The following is a 21,846-nucleotide window of genomic DNA, read 5'->3' as shown; positions in this document are numbered from 1 at the left end:
CCGTGTCAGTGGAGGCGCATTATAGGGAGTTATTTCAGGCTGACAAGGGGAAATTTAAAATAATCTTCCAAGTGCGTATTTTTCCACCAAAGCAGGTTAAACGGCCAGCATTTCGAGCGTTTTGAAGCCGTAACGCTGTAGAACTGGCAATAATTGTTCAGCCTCACGGGTCATTGCCATACAGAAGGCGATGTTCTCGTCAGGTGATTTCGCGTCAGGCGCTTCATGTTCTAACAACCAGGCCGTACGACGCGCTATCGCTGCACCGGAATCCACCAGTCGCGTCCCTTCAGGCAGAACCTGTAAAAGTTCTTCCTGTAATAGAGGGAAATGCGTACATCCGAGCACAACCGTGTCCGGTGGCTCCGACATCCGTAGCCACGGTCGCAGAATGCGGCGCAGCTCCTCCAGAGGAACGGCTTCTCCGTGTAGCTTTGCTTCTGCCAGTTCCACAAGCTCAGCGGAACCCAACATCGCTATCTGACACTCGTTAGCAAATCGCGCAATCAGCTCATGCGTATATGAACGCTTCACCGTCGCGCGCGTCGCCAACAAACCCACCACACCGTTAGCCGTGAGGCGCGCCGCCGGTTTAATCGCAGGTACCACACCCACGACCGGGAAGGAGAACTTTTCACGCAGTGCAGGAAGTGACACCGTGCTTGCGGTATTACACGCAATGACTGCAAGAGAGAGGGGGTAGCGCTGCTGAACCGCAGTCACAATCTCAACAACACGCTCGACAATAAATTCCTCGCTTTTCTCTCCATAAGGAAAGGCGACGTTATCGAAAGCGTAGATATAGTGGAGATCCGGCAAGAGATTGCGGATCTCGTTGTAGACCGACAACCCACCGACGCCGGAATCAAACACCAGCACGGTGGGACGTGGATCAGAAGGTGTAGCTGCCAGACAAGGTGTATTCCCGTCCTGCAGTTTCGTAGCCATAAACTGTCTCGTAATCTTTATCGAACAGGTTGGCGATTTTACCACGAACTGTCAGCTGTGAGGTGATTGGATATGACACCGCCAGATCCCACAGACTAACCCCTCCCATTTTTACCGGCTGGTAGGTAACGTAGTCCGTGTCATAACGCGTTCCCAGATAGTGATACGTCAGGCCCCAGTCAAAATCGTAGACCTGCCAGTCGAGCTGATACTTCACCTGCTGTTTGGAGCGACGGGCCAGCGGCTTGTCCGTAATCGCATTACGCGAATCGACGTAATCGTAGCTCAGCGTGTGCGCCAGCGGACCGGTATCGAAATTCGCCGTCGCTTCAACGCCTTTAATACGGACTTTGCCTTCGTTAAAATATTTCTCGGTATGCGGGTCATAATCGATCATGTCATTGATATCATTACGATACCCTGACACGCGCCAGTTCACACCCGCCGTTAAGCCTTCAAATGCCCCTTCCCACTGCTTGCTCTCTTCAGGATCCAGGTTCGAATTGCCATAATAGCCATGCAGTTGCCCGAGATTAGGTGCTTTGTAGGATGTGCCGTAGGACGCAATAAAGCGATAGCCGTCAATAAACGTCCATCCGGCGCTGGTTTGCCATGTCCCATGACGACCAAACTCGGAGTTATCGTCGCTACGTGCCGCACCTTCAAAGGTGAAGTCGCCAAGCTGTTGCAACCCGGTCAGATAGAGGCCCGTGTTACGTTGATCGTAACCGTCCGTGACATACCCGGTGCCAGGCTCTGTGGTTTGCTTTTGCCAGTCAACGCCTGCGCCAACGTTACCGTGGCCCACAACCATACTGTTTGACCACTGAACATTATATTGCTTCATCTCATCCAGCGTGGCCGAGGAGTCATAACGACCATAATCCGGATCATAGTTGTAGTCTTTGCTGTGGCTGTAGCTGGAAACCAGCTGTGACTGGATTTGCTCGCCATTAAAGCGCAGCCCGGCATCCCAACTCTGGCTGTAGAGCTTGCGGGTATCGAGAAGCGCCGAGCCGGGGGAATAGTAGGAGTCATAATTGGTGCGGTTATCATAGCCGTAGCCACGAACAAACCCGCTCCATGTCTCGGAGAAGTTATGTTCCAGTGCGCCATACAGCGTCTTACTTAAGAAACCGTCTTTGTCAGGCTGAGCCTGAGAACCGGTGCTGCCGTAGGCGACAACATCAAAACCTTTGGTATAGGCATAATCCCCCATCAGCGTAACGCGCGTATTCTCGCCTAGCTGTTGTTGGGTTGAGACATCGTAATTCTGATAACCATTACTGCCCATACCGGCGGTCAATTCCGTCCCCGGCTTTTCTCGTGTGGTAATGATATTCACCACGCCGCCAATCGCATCAGAACCATAAACAGCGGAACGCGGCCCGCGAATGTATTCAATACGTTGCACCAGTGATACCGGGAACTGGCTGAGATCGGCTGAGCCGCTCACCCCCGCTAAGTTCAGGCGTACGCCGTCAATCAGCACCAGGACATGGCTGGCGTTGGTCCCACGAATAAAAATAGACGAGTTCTGTCCCATACCGCCGCTTTGCGCGATATCGACACCCGGCAGCCGACGAAGAACGTCATTCACAGAGGTGGATTGCCAGCGATCAATATCCTGGCGAGTAACAACGGTGATGGGGGCAAGCACGGCACTAAGGGGCTGCTGAAAACGGTTGGCAGTGACGACGAGTGTATCCGGGCTAGCATCCTGCGCCCAACCAGAAAATGCCGCGACGGAAAGTGCCGTCAGCAGCAATGATTTTTTAATCATTGTAAAGCATCCACAATATAAGAAGGATGCCGCAGGTCCCACCGATAGTACGCGATGATGAAAACCAGATGCGACGTTAGCCGGCAGGTCTTCGGGCTTGGAAGGTTATTCAGAATATAGAATAAAAAGAAATGAAGACTTCCCACCTACAGGCAGTGTCTGCTTACGCTCTCATCTCACCTTTCCTTACCGCTGCGCGTCAGCTCCAGATTTACACTGGATTCCCTTTTAACTCACAGGACCGGAACGCGGATGCTACCGTTTGTTACAACCTGGTGTCCAGACCGCACATCACAATATCGGAAATCATCAATAACTGGACATCTGTTGAGCAATCCCTACAATCCCCGCGTACTTTTATTTTTCAGGATGCATCATGACCCCCGAACACCTTCCGACAGAACAGTATGACGCGCAGCTAGACGAAAAAGTGGCACGTTTGCAGAGCTTAATGACGCCATTTACTGATCGGGCTCCGGAAGTGTTTCGCTCGCCGGTCAGCCATTACCGTATGCGCGCCGAATTCCGCCTGTGGCATGACGGTGATGACCTGTACCACATCATGTTTGAAAGCCAGACCAAAAGTCGTATTCGCGTCGACAGTTTTCCAGCAGCCAGCGAGCTCATCAACACGCTGATGACGGCGATGATCGAAGGCGTTCGCAACAACCACGTCCTGCGCCACAAACTGTTCCAGATCGATTACCTCACTACCCTGAGCGGTCAGGCGGTGATATCGATGCTGTACCATAAAAAGCTGGATGACGAATGGCGTCAGGAAGCCGAAGCGCTGCGGGATGCGCTACGAGCACAAAACCTGAACGTGCATCTGATTGGCCGGGCGACTAAAACCAAAATCGAATTGGACCAGGATTACATCGATGAGCGCTTGCCGGTCGCGGGTAAAGAACTTATCTACCGCCAGGTTGAGAACAGCTTCACGCAGCCGAATGCCGCCATGAACATTCAGATGCTGGAATGGGCGATTGATGTCACCAAAGGTTCCCAAGGCGACCTGCTTGAGCTGTACTGCGGTAACGGCAACTTCTCGTTAGCGCTGGCGCAGAACTTCAACCGCGTACTGGCTACCGAAATCGCCAAGCCATCCGTTGCTGCAGCACAGTACAACATTGCGGCTAACCATATTGATAATGTAAAAATTATTCGCATGGCGGCCGAAGAATTCACTCAGGCGATGAACGGCGTACGTGAGTTCAACCGTTTGCAGGGTATCGATCTGAAGAGTTACCAGTGTGAAACCATTTTCGTTGACCCGCCGCGCAGCGGCCTGGACAGCGAAACGGAGAAAATGGTACAGGCGTATCCGCATATTCTGTATATCTCCTGCAACCCGGAGACGCTGTGTAAGAATCTGGAAACGTTGAGCCAGACGCACAATGTGTCACGTCTGGCTCTGTTCGATCAGTTCCCGTATACGCACCATATGGAGTGCGGCGTGTTACTGACCGCAAAATAAGTGATGTCCTGGCCGGGAGCGCTTCGCTTGCCCGGCCTATAAATATTACTCCGTAATTTCCTGCTTACGGTTACGCACCTTAAAGCCGATCCAGAACACCAGAATTACCGACAGTACCGCCGGAAAGAAGTTAGAGCCGATATCCGGGTATTCCGCACGCACCACGGTGCTGTACAACAGAACGCCGAGGATAAAACAGGCGGCAGCCAGGCCTGGTAATCCCACAGGCATGGTGCGATTCTGGTAACGTTGATGCAGACAGTAAACCGTCAGCACCAGCGAGATAATCGGGAATACGGAGAATGGCACAATGGAGCTAAACAGCGCCGCAAATGTGCCATTGATCGATAAGCCAGCAACCAGCGCCAGCAGCAGCGTACCTTTATCTTGACCTGACTGTTTCATTGCTCGTCCTTCTCGTTACTCAGAGTGATGCGTCATCTTCTCTTGTTCGCGGCGATACCAGTAAAATGCGCCTTTGGCGATCATGCGCAGTTGCAATACCAGCCGCTCTTCCAGTTGTCGACGCTGTTCGGCGCCAACATCCAGCGCTTCTGCCCCCGCACTGAAAACAATCGTCACCATGGCTTCGGCTTGTGCTTCAGTAAACGCACGAGGCATATGGTTTTCGAGTTCCAGATAGTCCGCAAGTTCCGCAATGAAATGCTGAATTTCGCGAGCCACTGCGGCACGAAACGCCGCGGAGGTTCCAGACCGCTCGCGCAATAATAAACGGAAGGCGTTGGGATTGTTGCCGATGAATTCCATAAATGTTGAGACCGAGGTGCGGATCACACTGCCGCCCTTGGCGATGCGTTGACGCGCCTGGCGCATCAACTGGCGTAGCATCAGGCCACTCTCATCCACCATCGTCAGGCCGAGTTCATCCACATCGCGAAAATGGCGATAAAATGAGGTTGGCGCAATGCCCGCTTCACGAGCAACTTCTCGTAAACTGAGGCTGGCAAAACTTCGTTCTGCGCTCAACTGACTAAATGCAGCTTCGACCAGCGAACGCCGGGTTTTTTCTTTTTGTTGCGCTCTAACGCCCATCACGATGTCTAAATCCTTCCTTATAGCTTGCTGGCACTATACCAGAGATTAGGCGGTTGGCATGGCTTTGTGAATGATTGTTTACGCGCAGTTTGTGCTTCGACTTCGCAAAAAAGCACAACGATAATTGGGTTATCCCAACAACGATGTTACTATTCTGTTGCTTTTATGTATAAGAACAGGTAAGCCTGACCATGTCACATTCCTACGATTACGATGCAATAGTAATAGGTTCCGGCCCCGGCGGCGAAGGCGCTGCAATGGGTCTGGTTAAGCAAGGAGCGCGCGTCGCCGTTATTGAGCGCTATCATAACGTCGGCGGAGGCTGTACCCACTGGGGCACAATCCCGTCTAAAGCGCTCCGCCACGCAGTCAGCCGTATCATTGAATTCAATCAGAACCCACTCTACAGCGATCATTCCCGACTTCTCCGCTCTTCTTTTGCCGATATCCTTAACCATGCCGATAACGTCATTAATCAGCAAACGCGCATGCGGCAAGGGTTTTATGAGCGTAACCATTGCGAAATTTTGCAGGGCAATGCCCGTTTTGTTGACGAGCATACCATTGCTCTGGAATGCCACGACGGTACAGTGGAAACGCTCACGGCAGATAAATTTGTCATTGCCTGCGGCTCGCGCCCCTACCATCCGACGGATGTTGATTTTTCACACCCGCGCGTTTACGACAGCGATTCCATTCTCAGTCTGCATCATGAACCTCGCCACGTTCTGATCTATGGCGCAGGCGTCATTGGCTGTGAATATGCGTCGATTTTTCGTGGAATGGACGTCAAAGTTGATTTAATCAATACTCGCGACCGTCTGCTGGCGTTCCTCGATCAGGAGATGTCCGACTCGCTCTCCTATCACTTCTGGAACAGCGGCGTGGTTATTCGTCATAACGAAGAGTATGAGAAGATTGAAGGCTGCGATGATGGCGTCATCATGCACCTGAAATCCGGGAAAAAACTGAAAGCCGACTGCCTGCTGTACGCCAACGGTCGTACCGGTAACACCGATTCGTTAGCGCTGGAGAATATTGGCCTGAAGACCGACAGCCGCGGCCAGCTAAAAGTGAACAGCATGTACCAGACGGCGCTGCCGCATGTGTATGCCGTAGGGGATGTAATCGGTTATCCGAGCCTTGCCTCCGCAGCCTACGATCAGGGCCGAATCGCCGCTCAGGCGCTGGTTAAAGGTGAGGCTACCGCGCACCTGATCGAAGATATTCCTACCGGAATTTACACCATTCCCGAAATCAGCTCCGTCGGTAAAACTGAACAGCAACTGACGTCAATGAAAGTCCCTTACGAAGTTGGCCGCGCGCAGTTTAAACATCTGGCACGCGCGCAAATTGTCGGGATGAGTGTCGGAACGCTGAAGATCCTGTTCCATCGGGAAACCAAAGAGATTTTAGGGATCCACTGCTTTGGCGAACGCGCCGCCGAAATTATTCATATCGGTCAGGCGATAATGGAGCAAAAAGGTGGTGGTAACACCATAGAGTACTTCGTTAACACCACCTTTAACTACCCAACCATGGCGGAAGCCTATCGGGTAGCTGCACTAAACGGCTTAAACCGCTTGTTTTAACGCGTTGTCGAAATGGCCATCCATTGCACCACGGATGGCCTCTGCCAGCTGTTCATAACGGCTGCGCAGCGGCGAACCCGGACGGTACACCAGACCAATGGTACGACGCGGTTCAGGCTTAATGCACGGCACATAGACCACACCATCACGCTTACGCTCCGGTGGGACAGCCAGCGCGGGCAGTAAAGTAATCCCGCTGCCTGCAGCCACCATGTTGCGCAGCGTTTCCAGACTGGTTGCCCGGAAATGGGTATCTTCATCAGCACCGGCTTCAAAACAGAATCCCATCGCCTGATCGCGCAAACAGTGACCATCTTCCAGCATTAACAGTTTCTCACCTGCCAGATCGGACATCGGTACGCGATCGCGGTTTGCCCATGGGTGATCTTCATAGATCGCCAACATCATCGGCTCATCAAACAGCGGTACTTCGATAAACGCTTCACTCTCTTTCACCAGCGCCAGAATCACGCAGTCGAGTTTACCGCTGTCCAGTTGCGCCAGCAGCTGGTGCGTTTGGGCTTCATGCAAGTACATTTCCAGTTTCGGGAAGGTCTGGTGCAACATAGGAATAATATGCGGCAGCAGGTAAGGTCCTACCGTTGGGATCAAACCAATATGCAGCGGGCCAGACATTGCCTCACCCTGTTGGCTTGCCATCTCCTTGAGCACTTTGACCTCGCGCAGCACGGTGCGCGCCTGGTCCACCAGCAGTAAACCTGCCTGAGTGAACAGCACTTTACGACTCGTACGTTCCAGCAGCATAACGCCAAGCTCATCTTCGAGTTTGCGGATTTGCCCACTCAGCGTTGGCTGGCTGACGTGACAGGAGTCTGCCGCTCGTCGGAAGTGACGATGTTCGGCGAGTGCTACCAGGTATTCAAGATCACGAATATTCATTATTCATCCTCCATTGCCACGATAGTTCGTAGCGATAGGTAGAATAGCAACCAACGATTATCCCTATCAAGCATTCTGTTTAATAATGCACCACAGAAACGGAACGGTACCCCTTTAACCCTTGAAGCTACTGTCCGTTCTCATACTCGAAATAACTAAAGCCAACGTGAACTTTTGCGGACCTCTGGTCCGCTTTTTTTTGCATAAAAAAGCCCGGCGTGATGCCAGGCTCGAATCATTACCACTCAATTCACGCCAGACGCGCCTTCGCGTAGTCAATCGCCTGCGCGACCTGTTGCGGTGAAACGCCCCCTTTCGCGGCACGCTTATCGAGACACGACTGCAGCGAGAGGATCGGGTAGACGTCATCGCCAATCACCGCGCTGAATTTTTGCAAATCAGTCAGTGACAGTGCTTCCAGCGGTTTGCCCTGACGAATCGCCTCCACCACCGTTTCGCCCACGATATGGTGCGCTTCACGGAAAGGAACGCCTTTTGCCACCAGGTAATCAGCCAGCTCAGTGGCGTTGGCATAACCCTGCTGCGCCGCTTCCTGGCAACGTGGGCGCTTCACCTGAATACCATCCAGCACCAGTGCCGCCATATGCAGACAATCCAGCCAGGTATCGAGCGCGTCGAACAGCCCTTCTTTGTCTTCCTGCATATCTTTGTTATACGCCAGCGGCAACCCTTTCAGCGTCATCATCATGCCGGTCAGTGCGCCTTGTACGCGGCCACATTTGCCACGAATCAGCTCTAATGCATCCGGGTTTTTCTTCTGCGGCATTAATGATGAACCGGACGTCACGCGATCGGACAACTCAACAAAACCGGCTTCACCGGTATTGAAGAAAATCAGATCTTCGGCGAAGCGCGACAGGTGAACCATACCGATAGAGGCGTCAGAGAGTAACTCCAGCACATGATCACGATCGGACACGCTGTCCAGGCTGTTACGTGTCGCCGAGGCGAAGCCCAACCAACCCGCCAACTGTTCACGATCAATTTCATAGGCAGTACCGGCCAGCGCACCGCAGCCTAACGGGCTAACGTCCAGACGCTTAAGCGCATCCTGCAGGCGGCTCTCATCACGCGCCAACATTTCGACATAGGCCAGGCACCAGTGTGCAAACGTCACCGGCTGCGCACGCTGCAGGTGAGTGTAGCCCGGCATGACCGCGTCCTGGTTATTTTGCGCGGTATCGACCAACGCACTTTGCAACTGACGGTTAGCCGACAGCAGTTCGAGCACCGTATCTTTGCACCACAGTTTAAGGTCAGTTGCCACCTGGTCATTACGGCTACGCCCGGTATGCAGTTTTTTACCCAGCTGACCAACTTTGTCGATGAGCTTACCTTCTACCCAACTGTGAATATCTTCGGCATCGCTTTGCAGGATCAACTGCGGATTAGCGCGAACCTCTTCCAGCAGAGTGTTCAGCGCCTCTTCCAGCTGTAGCTGTTCATCGGCTGTCAGTACACCAACCGTTACCAACGCCTTGGACCAGGCCACAGAGCCGACAATATCCTGTTCTGCCAGGCGGTAGTCAAAACGCAACGAGTCGTTGAACTGTTTGAACCGCTGATCTGCTGCCTGTGTAAAACGCCCACCCCAAAGTGCCATAACATCGTTCCTTTATTCGTTAGTTCCGCCGGGTGGCGCTGCGCTTACCCGGCCTACAGTCATTCAATAAAATCTTACGCTAAAATCCGCGTGCCAATCGGCGTACCGTTAAACAGTGCCGGAAGTTGTTCAGCATGACGCCAGGAGGCGATATCCACCGGACGTCCCAGCGTACGAGCCGCATCCAGCGCCGCGTTCACCTTCACAATCATGCCATCGGTAATAATGCCTTGTTCAATCAGCTGTTCTGCTTTGGCGGCGGTCATTTCGGCAATCCGCTGACCTTTACCATCCAGAATACCGCTAACGTCAGACAACAGGATAAGATCCGCGCCCAGCGTTGCCGCCAGCGCCGTCGCCGCCTGATCGGCATTGACGTTCATTAACTGCCCTTCTTCCGTTACGCCAATCGAGCTGACAACCGGCAGAAAACCGTTTTCCAGCAACGTGTTAATCAGCTTAGGCGAACCCGGCTGTGCCAGTCCAACGTGACCTAACGCTTCATCGAGCTGGGTCACTTTTACGCTGTCACCATCGCCAAGATACAGGCCAACGGAGGCAATATGGTGCTTCTTCGCCCATGCCAGCAGCGTTTTATTTGCCGTCCCGGCCAGGGCACCGGTAATGATGTCGATCTGGTCGGCAGGCGTCACGCGCAGACCATTTTTCTTTATCACCGGCAGGTTGAGCCCTTTCATCAGCTCATCAACCACGCAGCCGCCGCCGTGCACAATGACCAGCGGGCGCTGGTGCGACTCGCGATAATTTACCAGTGCGGTAAACAGGCGCTCCAGCGCCTCTTCGCTATCCAGTAAAACGCCGCCCAGCTTGATAATTAATGGATTCATCATTGCATCCTTAAATAAGAGACTGCGTTTCAGCAAAGCCGAAACGGATATTTGCACACTGCATGGCCTGTGCCGCCGCGCCCTTTAATAAATTATCTTCGGTCGCCACCACAATCAGGTGTCCACCCTGCACGGCAAAGCCGATATCACAAAACGGTAATCCCACTACATTTTTCAGCGCCGGAACACCTTTGTCATACAGGCGAACCAGCGGTTTATCGCCATATGCCTGCAGCAGCGTTTGCGCCACCTGCGCATGGGTTACGCCCGCTTTAAGACGGCAGGTGATGGTTTCCAGGATCCCACGCGGGAAGTTGCCCAGATGCGGGGTGAAAATCACTTCAGCCCCCAAATGCGTGGCAATTTCCGGCTGATGGCGATGGGTGAACACGCCATACGGCTGCAGGCTAACTTCACAGAAACTGTTCGAGATGGCGGCTTTACGCCCTGCACCACTTACGCCGCTGGTGGCGTTAATCACCGGCCACTGATTGAGATCCAGCAGCCCTGCGTCAATGAGTGGTTTGAGCGACAACTGCGCTGCCGTCGGGTAGCAACCCGGTACGGCAATCAGATTCGCATCTTTTAGTTGGTCTGCGCTCCACTCAGCCAGGCCGTACACCGCCTGCTCCAGCAGCTCAGGGTGCTGATGAGTGAAGCCATAATATTTTTCATAGAAGGCGCCGTCGTTAACACGGAACGCACCTGAGAGGTCAAACACCACGCATCCGGCCTGTAAAAACTGCGGGGCCAGGTCATGACTCACCTCATGAGCCGTTGCGAGGAACACAACGTCCACCCCTGCGCTAAACTCGCTGATATCTGACATTGGCTGCAACGGTAAATCGACAATGCCTTTCAACTGCGGATGCAAATCGGAGATTAACTTTCCTGCATCATTGCTTTGCGCTGAGACAGTCAAAGCGGTTATGTTCATATCAGGATGGCGATTTACATAGGTCACAAGCTCTGCACCAGCATAGCCACTGGCGCCCACAATCAGCGTATTCAACATCGGGGCTGTTCACCTTCTTAATATTCGGTTGCCAGGTATAAGCTTTTTTCACCTCACCTTACACTTGGTGGGTTTTATTACGCTCAACGTTAATGTATTTTTATTCACAAATAATGCATGAATATTGATACTATCATGACCCGAGGTGTGTCAACAATGAAAAACAATTTACCGCCATTTATCGAGATTTACCGCGCTCTGATTGCCACACCGTCGATTAGCGCCACCGAAGAAGCACTCGATCAAAGCAATGCAGGTTTAATCACTCTGCTCGCGGACTGGTTCAAAGATTTAGGCTTCAGCGTTGAAGTACAACCGGTCCCCGGCACCCGCAATAAATTCAATATGCTGGCAAGTACCGGCACTGGCGCGGGTGGCCTGCTGCTCGCCGGTCATACCGACACTGTGCCGTTTGACGACGGACGCTGGACGCGGGATCCGTTCACCCTGACCGAGCATGACAATAAGCTCTACGGGCTGGGCACGGCGGATATGAAAGGTTTTTTCGCGTTTATTCTCGATGCGCTACGTGATGTCGATGTGAAACAGCTGAAAAAGCCACTCTACATTCTGGCCACCGCCGATGAAGAGACCAGCATGGCGGGCGCACGCTACTTCTCTGAAAACACGACAATTCGCCCGGATTGCGCGATCATCGGAGAACCAACGTCCCTACAGCCAATTCGCGCGCATAAGGGTCATATCTCTACGGCGGTACGCGTGCTGGGTCAGTCTGGCCATTCCAGCGATCCGGCGCGTGGCGTGAACGCCATTGAACTGATGCACGACGCCATCGGGCACATTATGCAGCTTCGCGACTCGCTAAAATCGCGCTATCACCACGATTCATTCACCGTGCCGTATCCAACGTTAAACCTCGGCAGTCTGCACGGTGGCGACGCCTCTAACCGCATCTGTGCCTGCTGCGAACTGCACATGGATATCCGCCCGCTGCCAGGTATGACGTTAAGCGACCTGAATGGCCTACTGGCCGAAGCGCTGGCACCGGTGAGTGAACGCTGGCCTGGCCGCCTGACGGTTTCCGAGCTGCATCCGCCAATCCCTGGCTACGAATGCCCGCCGGATCACCAACTGGTCGAGGTGGTGGAAAAACTGCTCGGCGAGAAAACCGACGTGGTGAACTACTGCACCGAAGCACCGTTTATCCAGACGCTTTGCCCGACGCTGGTGCTCGGACCGGGTTCCATTAATCAGGCGCATCAGCCAGATGAATATCTGGAAACACGCTTCATTAAGCCAACCCGCGAGTTAATTACCCAGGTTGTGCATCATTTCTGCTGGCATTAACTCGCTGTCGCCTCACTAATCCTTTGTGGGTAAGCGGGGCAATTTATTTAACATTTGCATAAGCAACGCTTATTTGACGCGATGTGAATTAAATAACGTAAATTCCCACCATTTATTCGTTTGCTGAACCGATTTCGCAGCAATTGACGCCACGGGTTTTACGTGGCTTTATAAAAGACGGCTAAAAAGTTAAGCCCGAAAAATACAGGGCTAATAATTTCAAGATGGGGTGTCTGGGTTAATATGAACGAACAATATTCCGCGTTGCGTAGTAATGTCAGTATGCTCGGCAAAGTGCTGGGAGAAACCATCAAGGATGCGCTGGGAGAGAACATTCTCGATCGCGTAGAAACAATCCGTAAGCTGTCTAAATCATCCCGCGCTGGCAATGAAGCGAACCGTCAGGAGCTGCTCACTACGCTGCAGAACTTGTCCAACGACGAGCTGCTGCCGGTAGCTCGCGCGTTTAGCCAGTTCCTGAACCTGGCCAATACCGCCGAGCAGTACCACAGCATTTCGCCAAAAGGCGAAGCTGCCAGCAACCCGGAAGTGATTGCTCGAACCCTGCGCAAGCTGAAAGAGCAGCCCAACCTTGATGAAGCGACAATCAAAAAGGCCGTAGAATCGCTTTCTCTGGAACTGGTGCTGACCGCCCACCCGACAGAAATCACCCGCCGCACGTTGATCCATAAAATGGGTGAAGTGAACGCCTGTCTTAAACAGCTTGATAACAAAGACATCGTCGATTACGAGCGCCACCAGCTGATGCGCCGCCTGCGCCAGTTAATCGCCCAGTCCTGGCATACGGATGAAATCCGTAAACTGCGTCCCAGCCCGGTTGATGAAGCCAAATGGGGCTTCGCCGTGGTTGAAAACAGCCTGTGGGAAGGTGTGCCGAACTATCTACGTGAACTGAACGAACAGCTGGAAGAACATCTGAATTACAAGCTGCCCGTCGATTTTGTCCCAGTCAGATTCACCTCCTGGATGGGTGGTGACCGTGACGGCAACCCGAACGTGACGGCGGATATCACTCGTCATGTGCTGCTGCTCAGCCGCTGGAAAGCAACCGACCTGTTCCTGAAAGACATCCAGTTCCTGGTTTCTGAGCTATCGATGGTCGATGCCACGCCGGAACTGTTAGCGCTGGTGGGTGAAGAAGGTGCAGCAGAACCTTACCGCCACCTGATGAAGATGCTGCGTTCACGTCTGATGACAACGCAGGCCTGGCTGGAAGCACGTCTGAAAGGCGAAAAATTGCCGAAACCTGCCGGCCTGTTGACGCAAAACGAGCAGCTATGGGAACCGCTGTACGCATGTTACCAGTCTCTGCAAGCCTGCGGTATGGGCATCATCGCCAATGGCGAACTGCTCGATACCCTTAGGCGCGTGAAATGTTTTGGCGTTCCGCTGGTGCGTATCGATATTCGTCAGGAAAGCACCCGTCATACCGAAGCGCTGGGCGAACTGACCCGCTATCTGGGAATTGGCGACTACGAAAGCTGGTCAGAAGCAGACAAACAGGCCTTCTTGATCCGCGAACTGAATTCCAAACGTCCACTGCTGCCACGAAACTGGGAGCCGAGTAACGATACCCGCGAAGTGCTCGACACCTGTCGGGTGATTGCCGAAGCGCCTTATGGCTCCATTGCCGCCTACGTTATTTCGATGGCGAAAACCCCGTCGGATGTACTGGCCGTTCACCTGCTGCTGAAAGAGGCCGGCATTGGTTTTACCATGCCGGTAGCGCCGCTGTTTGAAACGCTGGACGACCTGAACAATGCTGACGATGTTATGACTCAGCTGTTGAATATCGACTGGTATCGCGGTCTGATTCAGGGCAAACAGATGGTCATGATTGGCTACTCTGACTCCGCAAAAGACGCAGGCGTCATGGCGGCTTCTTGGGCGCAATATCAGGCACAAGATGCGTTGATCAAAACCTGCGAAAAAGCCGGCATTGAGCTGACGTTGTTCCACGGCCGCGGTGGTTCCATTGGCCGCGGCGGCGCACCGGCCCATGCGGCGCTGCTCTCACAACCGCCAGGCAGCCTGAAAGGTGGACTGCGCGTTACTGAGCAGGGTGAGATGATCCGCTTCAAGTATGGTCTGCCGGAAGTCACCATCAGCAGCCTGTCGCTGTACACCGCCGCGATCCTGGAGGCCAACCTGTTGCCACCACCGGAGCCGAAGGACAGCTGGTGTCATATTATGGATGAGCTGTCCGATATCTCCTGCGAGCTGTACCGTGGCTACGTGCGTGAGAACAAAGACTTTGTTCCCTACTTCCGCTCTGCAACCCCGGAGCAGGAACTGGGCAAATTACCGCTCGGCTCACGTCCGGCCAAGCGCCGTCCGACCGGCGGGGTGGAATCTCTGCGTGCCATTCCGTGGATATTTGCCTGGACGCAGAACCGCCTGATGCTCCCGGCCTGGCTGGGTGCAGGTACCGCACTGCAAAAAGTGGTTGAAGACGGTAAACAAAGCGAACTTGAAGCAATGTGCCGCGACTGGCCATTCTTCTCCACGCGCCTTGGCATGCTGGAAATGGTGTTCTCGAAAGCGGACCTGTGGCTGGCGGAATACTACGATCAGCGTCTGGTCAAAAAAGAGCTGTGGCCGCTGGGCGAAGAGCTGCGTCACCGTCTGGAAGCCGACATCGACGTGGTGCTGGCCATTGCCAACGACTCACATTTGATGGCCGACCTGCCGTGGATTGCCGAGTCGATTCAATTAAGGAATATCTACACCGATCCGCTGAACGTCCTACAGGCTGAACTGTTACACCGTTCGCGTCTGGCAGAAGAGCAAGGTGAAGCGCCTGACCCGCGCGTTGAGCAAGCGCTGATGGTCACCATTGCGGGTGTCGCAGCCGGTATGCGTAATACAGGTTAAGTGAATCCCCTGTCACCCCCGTGCTATTGCGCGGGGGTGAGTTCGAAAACGCTTGTCATAACCACTTCATTTCCAATATATTCCGCTCAGATTCATACATTTTATGAATGAATCATCAACAAAACGCGATATTAACATCGCGAAGCTTCAGATCCCCTTAAGATTTAGCCGCTACTCTTGGCGACACGACTAATGACAGGCTCATACTATGCAATCCTTATCACCCCAGTCTAAACCCGCGTTTAGCTGGAAAGCCCTGGGTTGGGCGCTTCTCTATTTTTGGTTCTTTTCTTCATTATTGCAGGCCATTATTTATTTTAGCGGTTACAGCGGATCGACCGGATTACGTGACTCATTATTGTTTAGTTCACTGTGGCTGATCCCGATATTCTTATTTCCCAACCGTATCCGCATTATTGCCGCCGTCATTGGCGTCGCGCTGTGGGCAGCGTCGCTGGCCGCACTGAGTTATTACGTCATCTACGGACAGGAGTTCTCGCAAAGCGTTCTGTACGTGATGTTTGAAACCAATGCGAACGAAGCCAGCGAATATTTAAGCCAGTATTTCAGCCTCAAGATTGTTTTTATCGCGCTGGCCTATACCGCCGTGGCTATTCTGCTGTGGACGCGCCTGCGCCCGGTTCATATTCCGTCCCCCTGGCGTTACCTGGTGTCGTTTGCGCTGTTATACGGTTTGATTCTGCACCCGATGGCCATGAATACCTTCATCAAGCATAAACCGTTTGAAAAAACGTTGGATGGTCTCGCGTCGCGTATGGAACCCGCCGCACCGTGGCAGTTTATCTCTGGCTATTATCAGTATCGTCAGCAGTTGACCTCATTGAACAGTCTGCTAAATGAGAACAATGCGCTGCCGCCGCTGGCGAACTTTAAAGACAATTCTGGCGATGCACCACGCACGCTGGTGCTGGTGATTGGCGAGTCGACTCAGCGTGGACGTATGAGCCTGTACGGTTATCCACGTGAAACCACGCCGGAACTGGACGCGCTGCACAAATCCGATCCTAACCTCACTGTATTCAATAATGTCGTGACCTCTCGTCCGTACACCATTGAAATCCTGCAACAGGCGCTGACCTTCGCCAACGAGAAGAACCCGGATTTATATCTGACGCAGCCGTCGCTGATGAACATGATGAAACAGGCGGGTTATAAGACCTTTTGGATCACTAACCAGCAAACAATGACCGCCCGCAACACCATGCTGACCGTGTTTTCCAAGCAGACGGATAAGCAGTTTTACATGAACCAGCAGCGCACCCAAAGTGCGCGCGAATACGACAGCAACGTGCTGGGCCCATTTAAAGAAGTGCTGGCCGACCCGGCGCCGAAAAAATTCATCATCGTTCATCTGCTGGGTACGCATATTAAGTACAAGTTCCGCTATCCAGATGGTCAGGGGAAATTCGATAACAATATCGACAACGTCCCGGCAGGGCTGAGCAACGATGAGCTGGAGTCCTACAACGACTATGACAGCGCCAATGTGTATAACGACCACATTATTGCCAGTCTGATCAAAGACTATAAAGCAACCGATCCAAACGGCTTCCTGCTCTACTTCTCCGATCACGGTGAAGAGGTGTATGACACGCCGCCGCATAAAACGCAGGGTCGTAATGAAGATAACCCGACGCGTCATATGTATACGGTGCCGTTCCTGCTGTGGACCTCTGAAAAATGGCAGGCCGCGCATCCGCGGGACTTCTCACAGGATGTTGATCGTAAGTACAGCAGCTCAGAGCTTATCCACACGTGGTCTGATTTAGCAGGCTTTACCTACGATGGTTTTGACCCGACGCGAGCCATTACTAACCCGCAGTTCAAAGAGACGACCCGCTGGATTGGTAATCCGTACAAGAAAAACGCCCTGATTGATTACGACACTCTGCCTTACGGCGATCAAATCGGTAATCAGTAATAATTTGCCGCAACAGGCCACTCTTTTAGGGTGGCCTTTTTTTATCATCAACGTTACTGTTTCCCTCTCTGCGATCGGCAAGGGATTCACATGTATCACGACGTCAGCCACCTTCTCTCTCGTCTTATTAATGGCCCCACGCCGCTGCGCCAGGTTTACTTTGCCCACAGCAACGACTCTATGCCGGACCTGGCGTATCAGGTTGATTTTCCCCGGCTGGAGATTGTGCTGGAAGGTGAATTTTTGGATAGCGGAATCGCTGGTACCCCCGCGACGCTGACCGCCAGTGATGTCCTGTACGTTCCGGCGGGCGGTTGGAATTTTCCGCAGTGGCTAACGCCGGTCACCACGCTCAGTATCCTGTTTGGCAAACAGCAGCTAGGATTCAGCATTGTTCACTGGGATGGCAAGCAGTATCAAAACCTGGCAAAACAGCACGTCGCACGGCGCGGGCCACGTATTGGTTCTTTCCTGCTGCAAACGCTCAATGAAATGCAGATGCAGCCCCAGGAACAGCAAACCGCGAGGCTGATTGTCGCCAGCCTGCTCAGTCATTGTCGCGATCTTCTCGGCAGCCAGATTCAGACTGCTTCACGCAGCCAGGCGCTTTTTGAAGCCATCCGCGACTATATTGATGAGCGTTACGCTAGCGCGCTCACCCGCGAATCGGTGGCGCAGGCGTTTTATATCTCACCGAACTATCTCTCGCATTTATTTCAAAAAACGGGCGCGGTGGGCTTTAATGAGTACCTGAACTACACGCGACTGGAGCACGCAAAAACGCTGTTGAAGGGTTATGATCTGAAGGTCAAAGAGGTGGCCCACACCTGTGGGTTCGTCGACAGTAACTATTTCTGTCGCCTGTTTCGCAAAAATACGGAGCGTTCACCCTCGGAGTATCGTCGACAATATCACAGCCAGTTGACGGAAAAAGCGATCAGTCCAGAGTGAGGTGAGTATGCTGTGGTGCGGTGAGAAGTTTACGCACGGCGCTCATTACCCGCTGAGGATCTCGCAGAAAAGCGCTAATGCCTGACTGAACGTAGCGGCTCTGGGCAAAACGCTCTACTCCTGCCAGTTCGATATCGGTAATCAGCAGCACAACATCCGCTCGGCTGATATCGTCTTCAGTTAAGCGATTTTCCGTTCCCAGCGCGCCCTGTGTCTCGATCTTAATGCTCCACTTTTCCTGCTGGCAGAGCTTTTCCAGCCTTTCGGCAGCCATATAGGTATGCGCGACACCGCTGACGCAAGCGGTCACTGCCACCATATATCGTACAGGTGCGACTGCCATATTAACCTCCTACGGTTACATGAAATCCGGCGTCTTCTGCCATCTTACACAGTGTCGCCACCTCTTGCGTTGATGGGACGGGTACACCCTTCATCAACCACTGCTGCCCAAGCAGGCGATATTTTGGCTCGCCATACTGATGGAACGGTAGCAGGTGTAGCTGCTTTATACCTAATGATAACAACAACGTCAGCGCCTGCTGCATATTCTCTTTATTGAGCGTGTAGCCCGGAATCAGCGGCAGGCGGGGAATGACATTGATTCCCTCTGCGACCAACAGCCGCAAATTCTCCAGCACGCGCGGCAAATTCATTTTAACCACTTCACGCGCCTGCGCGGGGTCCATGATTTTCATATCGAACAGGACTTCATCGCACTCTCTTACCAGCGGCAGTAAACGGCTGGCCGGGGCATCGCCAGCCGTTTCAATCGCACAGCGAATATCCCAGCGCCGCAGACGTTGCAGGAACCGCGTGGCAAACGCCGCCTGCATCAGCACTTCTCCACCAGAAAGCGTAACGCCACCGCCAGACGTGCGAAAGAACACGTCATCCTTCATCACTTCACGTTCCAGCTCATCCAGCGTGACATCCCGTCCGATACGCTCAAACGCACCGGAAGGACACTCGTCGGCGTCGCGTAGACACGGCGCACAATGCAGGCATTTATTCTCCCGTCGTACCGTTTCAATTTGCGGAGAAATAGATTCAGGATTGGCGCACCACGGGCAGATATGCGGGCAACCTTTAAAAAAGACCACGGTACGAATACCCTGCCCGTCATTCAATGAATAACGCTGAATATTGAAAATACGCGCGATCTCCTCGCCAATCGGCTCAATCACTTCACAGTTGATGCGCGGTGCGGCGAATGATGTCATCCTGGATCTCCTTCGACAGCTCGACAAAGAAGGCGCTATAACCCGCCACGCGTACCACCAGCCCGGCAAAATCCTGCGGGCGCTGCTGCGCTTCTCGTAATGTTTCAGCATTCACCACGTTAAACTGGATGTGCTGTAGCTTGAGCTGGGTAAACGCCCGCAGGAAATCAGCCAGCTTGCGTAAACCCGCCTCCCCCTCCAGCGTGGCGGGAGTGAACTTCACATTCAGCAACGTACCATTGGAAAGCAGCGTGTTATCCAGTTTACTGACCGATTTCAGTACCGCCGTCGGCCCTTGCATATCCTGCCCAAGCATCGGTGATAAACCGCCGTCCGCCAACTGCTCCCCAGCGAAGCGGCCGTCCGGCGTCGCCCCCACCACGGAACCCAGCGGTACATGAGCGGAAACGGTATATGAACCTGGCGTAAATTGCCCCCCGCGCGGGTTCTGGTATTTTTCCACCTCTTTACAGTAATGACGCAGCAGCTCGGCGCTAATGTTGTCCACATCGTCAATGTCATTACCGTATTTTTCGAAACGGTTAATCAGCCGGGCGCGGACTTTCTCGCCCTCCGGCGAGGCAAAGTTGCCCTTTAATACCGACAGCAGTTCGTCAAAACTTAAGCGCTTCTGCTCGAACACCAGCCCGTTGAGCGCATGCAGAGAGTCGCTGAGATTGGCAATACCAATCCCCTGTACGCCGGAGAAGTTGTAGCGCGCGCCGCCATCGGTAATGTCGCAGCCTTTCTCCAGACAGTCGCTGATGAACGAAGAGAGCAGCGGCACCGGTGCCCAGTCGCGGTGGCCGATATCGCAAATATTGCTGCCCTCCACCATCAGCGTAATGTAGTGGCTGATTTTGGCACGAATATGCGCGAGCAAACTTTCATACGTCAGCTCACCGTTGTTTTCGTTCTCATACAGGCAAATCTCCATCACTTTCAGCAAATTAAACATAGCGATATCATGCAGCCCATACGTTCTGCCCGGAATCGACAGCTCCACGCAGCCCACCACGGCGTAATCCCGCGCATCCTCCAGCGATACGCCGCGATTGAGGAAAGCGGGTACGACCACTTCATCATTAAAGATTTGCGGAATACCGGTGCCAAGGCGAATGGTCTCCGCCGTTTTCATCAGGAATGGCGTATCAATCAGCGCGTTGGTACGCACGCCGAGGTTCGGCTGCGGCAATTGCACGCTCTGATAGGCATCCAGACAAAGGAAAGAGAGCACGTTCACCGCGCTGCGCCCATTCTCCGTCAGGCCGCCGAGCAGCGCGGTAAAGCCCGTCGGGAATCCAGCGAAATAGCGGGCGCTGCTGGTGGAGCGCAGCAGCACGATGTCATTACATTTCACCCACAGCGACTCGAGAAGCTCTTTTAAGAAGGCCGGATCTTCTCCCTGGGTCAGGGACGCCTGATAGAAAGGCAGCATATACTGGTCGAAGCGCCCCAGTGAAAGCGAACTGGCGTTGGATTCATATTGCAGAATAATGTTCATGTACCAGAACAGCTGGCACGCCTGCCAAAAGGTCCGTGGCTTGTGCTGCGCATTGTGGCGAGAGTTGGCTGCGATGGTCAGGAGTTCCTGACGACGCTGAGCATCCTGACAACCTTCTGCCATCTTCTCCGCCAGAGTGGCGTAACGCAGAATGTGTTTTTGCGAAGCCTCAAGCAGCAACAGCGCCGCCTGATAAAAGTGGTTTTCCGGCTCCTGCTGACAGTGCTGTTGCATCTGTGCCACCAGTTCGCCCAACCCGTGATTGAGCAAGTGCGGGTAATCAATAATGATATGCCCCTGCCCTTTGTCCGTCTGGTTAACGCTAAAAATCTGCGTGCTGACGGCGGCCTTCACCTCATCGGTCATCTGACCGTTGATGAAGTCTTTCATCGACCGTTTTTCCCAGTACGGGAACAGCTCGTCGCGGTAGAGGCGCTTATCCTCTTCGCTAATCTCGAAGCGATCCTGCGGGCGAGTCGGGAACTGATCCAGCTCGTTGAGCAGCCAGTAGGGGTCCATCTCCGGCGACATAATGCCCGCACGCGGCTTCACGGTGCGATTCCCGGCAATCAGTTCCTCATCACGAATCGAAATCTCAACATGCTCAAGAATATATGCGGTGGCTTTGGCCCGACGCAGAATAACCGGCTCACCCTCCGTCTGCTTATGGCTGGCGGTATAAAGCCGCGCGCGCTCAAGCGAAATTTCGCGATTGTTTTGAAACAAAGCGGTTTTGAGGCGTTGGATACGGTTCGTCATGAAGAACTCCCTGGAGCCTGA

General features: G+C 53.3%; 17 protein-coding genes and 1 riboswitch. Of the genes, 6 read left to right on the top strand and 11 right to left on the bottom strand.

Annotated features, from left to right (window positions below; genetic code table 11):
* Positions 1-96 precede the first annotated feature (96 nt).
* Positions 97-948, bottom strand: a complete 852-nt coding sequence (murI, locus tag JQ822_RS21215) for a glutamate racemase (RefSeq protein WP_213135118.1) — start codon at positions 946-948, stop codon at positions 97-99.
* The gene (btuB, locus tag JQ822_RS21210) at positions 893-2,731 is read right to left on the bottom strand and encodes a TonB-dependent vitamin B12 receptor BtuB (RefSeq protein WP_213135117.1); all 1,839 of its coding nucleotides are present in this window, start codon (positions 2,729-2,731) and stop codon (positions 893-895) included. Before btuB ends, murI begins: the two co-directional genes overlap by 56 nt.
* 65 nt (positions 2,732-2,796) lie before the next feature.
* Positions 2,797-2,992, bottom strand: a riboswitch (cobalamin riboswitch).
* A 115-nt stretch (positions 2,993-3,107) separates the two neighbouring features.
* Between btuB and trmA the strand changes: the two genes are divergently transcribed.
* The gene (gene trmA, locus JQ822_RS21205) at positions 3,108-4,208 is read left to right on the top strand and encodes a tRNA (uridine(54)-C5)-methyltransferase TrmA (RefSeq protein WP_213135116.1); all 1,101 of its coding nucleotides are present in this window, start codon (positions 3,108-3,110) and stop codon (positions 4,206-4,208) included.
* A 45-nt stretch (positions 4,209-4,253) separates the two neighbouring features.
* Here trmA and JQ822_RS21200 read toward each other — a convergent pair whose 3' ends face one another.
* Together JQ822_RS21200 and fabR are read right to left on the bottom strand one after the other, a co-directional pair.
* Positions 4,254-4,613 carry a YijD family membrane protein gene (locus JQ822_RS21200; protein ID WP_213135115.1) on the bottom strand — a complete coding sequence of 120 codons (360 nt, stop codon included), beginning with the start codon at positions 4,611-4,613 and terminating at the stop codon, positions 4,254-4,256.
* 15 nt (positions 4,614-4,628) lie between these two features.
* Positions 4,629-5,264: an HTH-type transcriptional repressor FabR gene (gene fabR, locus JQ822_RS21195; RefSeq protein ID WP_003028862.1), complete on the bottom strand. Its 636-nt coding sequence runs from the start codon at positions 5,262-5,264 to the stop codon at positions 4,629-4,631.
* A 191-nt stretch (positions 5,265-5,455) separates the two neighbouring features.
* Here fabR and sthA point away from each other — a divergent pair, with 191 nt between their 5' ends.
* Positions 5,456-6,856, top strand: coding sequence for a Si-specific NAD(P)(+) transhydrogenase (sthA, locus tag JQ822_RS21190; protein WP_135323605.1), 1,401 nt, complete (start codon positions 5,456-5,458; stop codon positions 6,854-6,856).
* Here the strand turns inward: sthA and oxyR are convergent.
* The 4 genes from oxyR to argC all read right to left on the bottom strand — a co-directional run bounded on the left by oxyR (position 6,839) and on the right by argC (position 11,243).
* Positions 6,839-7,756, bottom strand: coding sequence for a DNA-binding transcriptional regulator OxyR (oxyR, locus tag JQ822_RS21185; RefSeq protein WP_213135114.1), 918 nt, complete (start codon positions 7,754-7,756; stop codon positions 6,839-6,841). The two genes, sthA and oxyR, sit on opposite strands and share 18 nt — an antisense overlap.
* Positions 7,757-8,006: 250 nt before the next feature.
* Complete coding sequence (gene argH / locus JQ822_RS21180) at positions 8,007-9,380, bottom strand: argininosuccinate lyase (protein WP_213135113.1); 1,374 nt, start codon at positions 9,378-9,380, stop codon at positions 8,007-8,009.
* Positions 9,381-9,454: 74 nt separating this feature from the next.
* A complete protein-coding gene (argB, locus tag JQ822_RS21175; protein ID WP_213135112.1) occupies positions 9,455-10,231 on the bottom strand; it encodes an acetylglutamate kinase in 777 nt (258 codons plus the stop codon).
* A 7-nt stretch (positions 10,232-10,238) separates the two neighbouring features.
* Positions 10,239-11,243 carry an N-acetyl-gamma-glutamyl-phosphate reductase gene (argC, locus tag JQ822_RS21170; RefSeq protein WP_213135111.1) on the bottom strand — a complete coding sequence of 335 codons (1,005 nt, stop codon included), beginning with the start codon at positions 11,241-11,243 and terminating at the stop codon, positions 10,239-10,241.
* A gap of 156 nt (positions 11,244-11,399) precedes the next feature.
* Here argC and argE point away from each other — a divergent pair, with 156 nt between their 5' ends.
* From argE to JQ822_RS21150, 4 genes are all read left to right on the top strand, one after another.
* The gene (gene argE / locus JQ822_RS21165; protein ID WP_213135110.1) at positions 11,400-12,551 is read left to right on the top strand and encodes an acetylornithine deacetylase; all 1,152 of its coding nucleotides are present in this window, start codon (positions 11,400-11,402) and stop codon (positions 12,549-12,551) included.
* Positions 12,552-12,794: 243 nt separating this feature from the next.
* A complete protein-coding gene (gene ppc, locus JQ822_RS21160) occupies positions 12,795-15,446 on the top strand; it encodes a phosphoenolpyruvate carboxylase (RefSeq protein WP_213135109.1) in 2,652 nt (883 codons plus the stop codon).
* Positions 15,447-15,654: 208 nt separating this feature from the next.
* Positions 15,655-17,388 carry a phosphoethanolamine transferase CptA gene (locus tag JQ822_RS21155; protein WP_213135108.1) on the top strand — a complete coding sequence of 578 codons (1,734 nt, stop codon included), beginning with the start codon at positions 15,655-15,657 and terminating at the stop codon, positions 17,386-17,388.
* Between the two features lie 90 nt (positions 17,389-17,478).
* Positions 17,479-18,339: a helix-turn-helix transcriptional regulator gene (locus JQ822_RS21150; RefSeq protein ID WP_213135107.1), complete on the top strand. Its 861-nt coding sequence runs from the start codon at positions 17,479-17,481 to the stop codon at positions 18,337-18,339.
* Here the strand turns inward: JQ822_RS21150 and JQ822_RS21145 are convergent.
* The 3 genes from JQ822_RS21145 to JQ822_RS21135 are packed head-to-tail and all read right to left on the bottom strand — an operon-like array spanning position 18,326 to position 21,825.
* Positions 18,326-18,682 carry a PTS fructose-like transporter subunit IIB gene (locus JQ822_RS21145; RefSeq protein WP_213135106.1) on the bottom strand — a complete coding sequence of 119 codons (357 nt, stop codon included), beginning with the start codon at positions 18,680-18,682 and terminating at the stop codon, positions 18,326-18,328. The two genes, JQ822_RS21150 and JQ822_RS21145, sit on opposite strands and share 14 nt — an antisense overlap.
* 1 nt (position 18,683) lies before the next feature.
* Complete coding sequence (locus JQ822_RS21140) at positions 18,684-19,562, bottom strand: [formate-C-acetyltransferase]-activating enzyme (RefSeq protein WP_213135105.1); 879 nt, start codon at positions 19,560-19,562, stop codon at positions 18,684-18,686.
* On the bottom strand, positions 19,528-21,825 hold the full coding sequence (locus JQ822_RS21135; RefSeq protein ID WP_213135104.1) for a formate C-acetyltransferase: 2,298 nt from the start codon (positions 21,823-21,825) through the stop codon (positions 19,528-19,530). Before JQ822_RS21135 ends, JQ822_RS21140 begins: the two co-directional genes overlap by 35 nt.
* Between the last annotated feature and the right edge of the window lie 21 nt (positions 21,826-21,846).

It is taken from the genome of Citrobacter sp. FP75, from assembly GCF_018342065.1.
Taxonomy (GTDB): Bacteria; Pseudomonadota; Gammaproteobacteria; order Enterobacterales; family Enterobacteriaceae; genus Citrobacter.
This window is presented reverse-complemented; position numbering and strand designations above follow the sequence as displayed.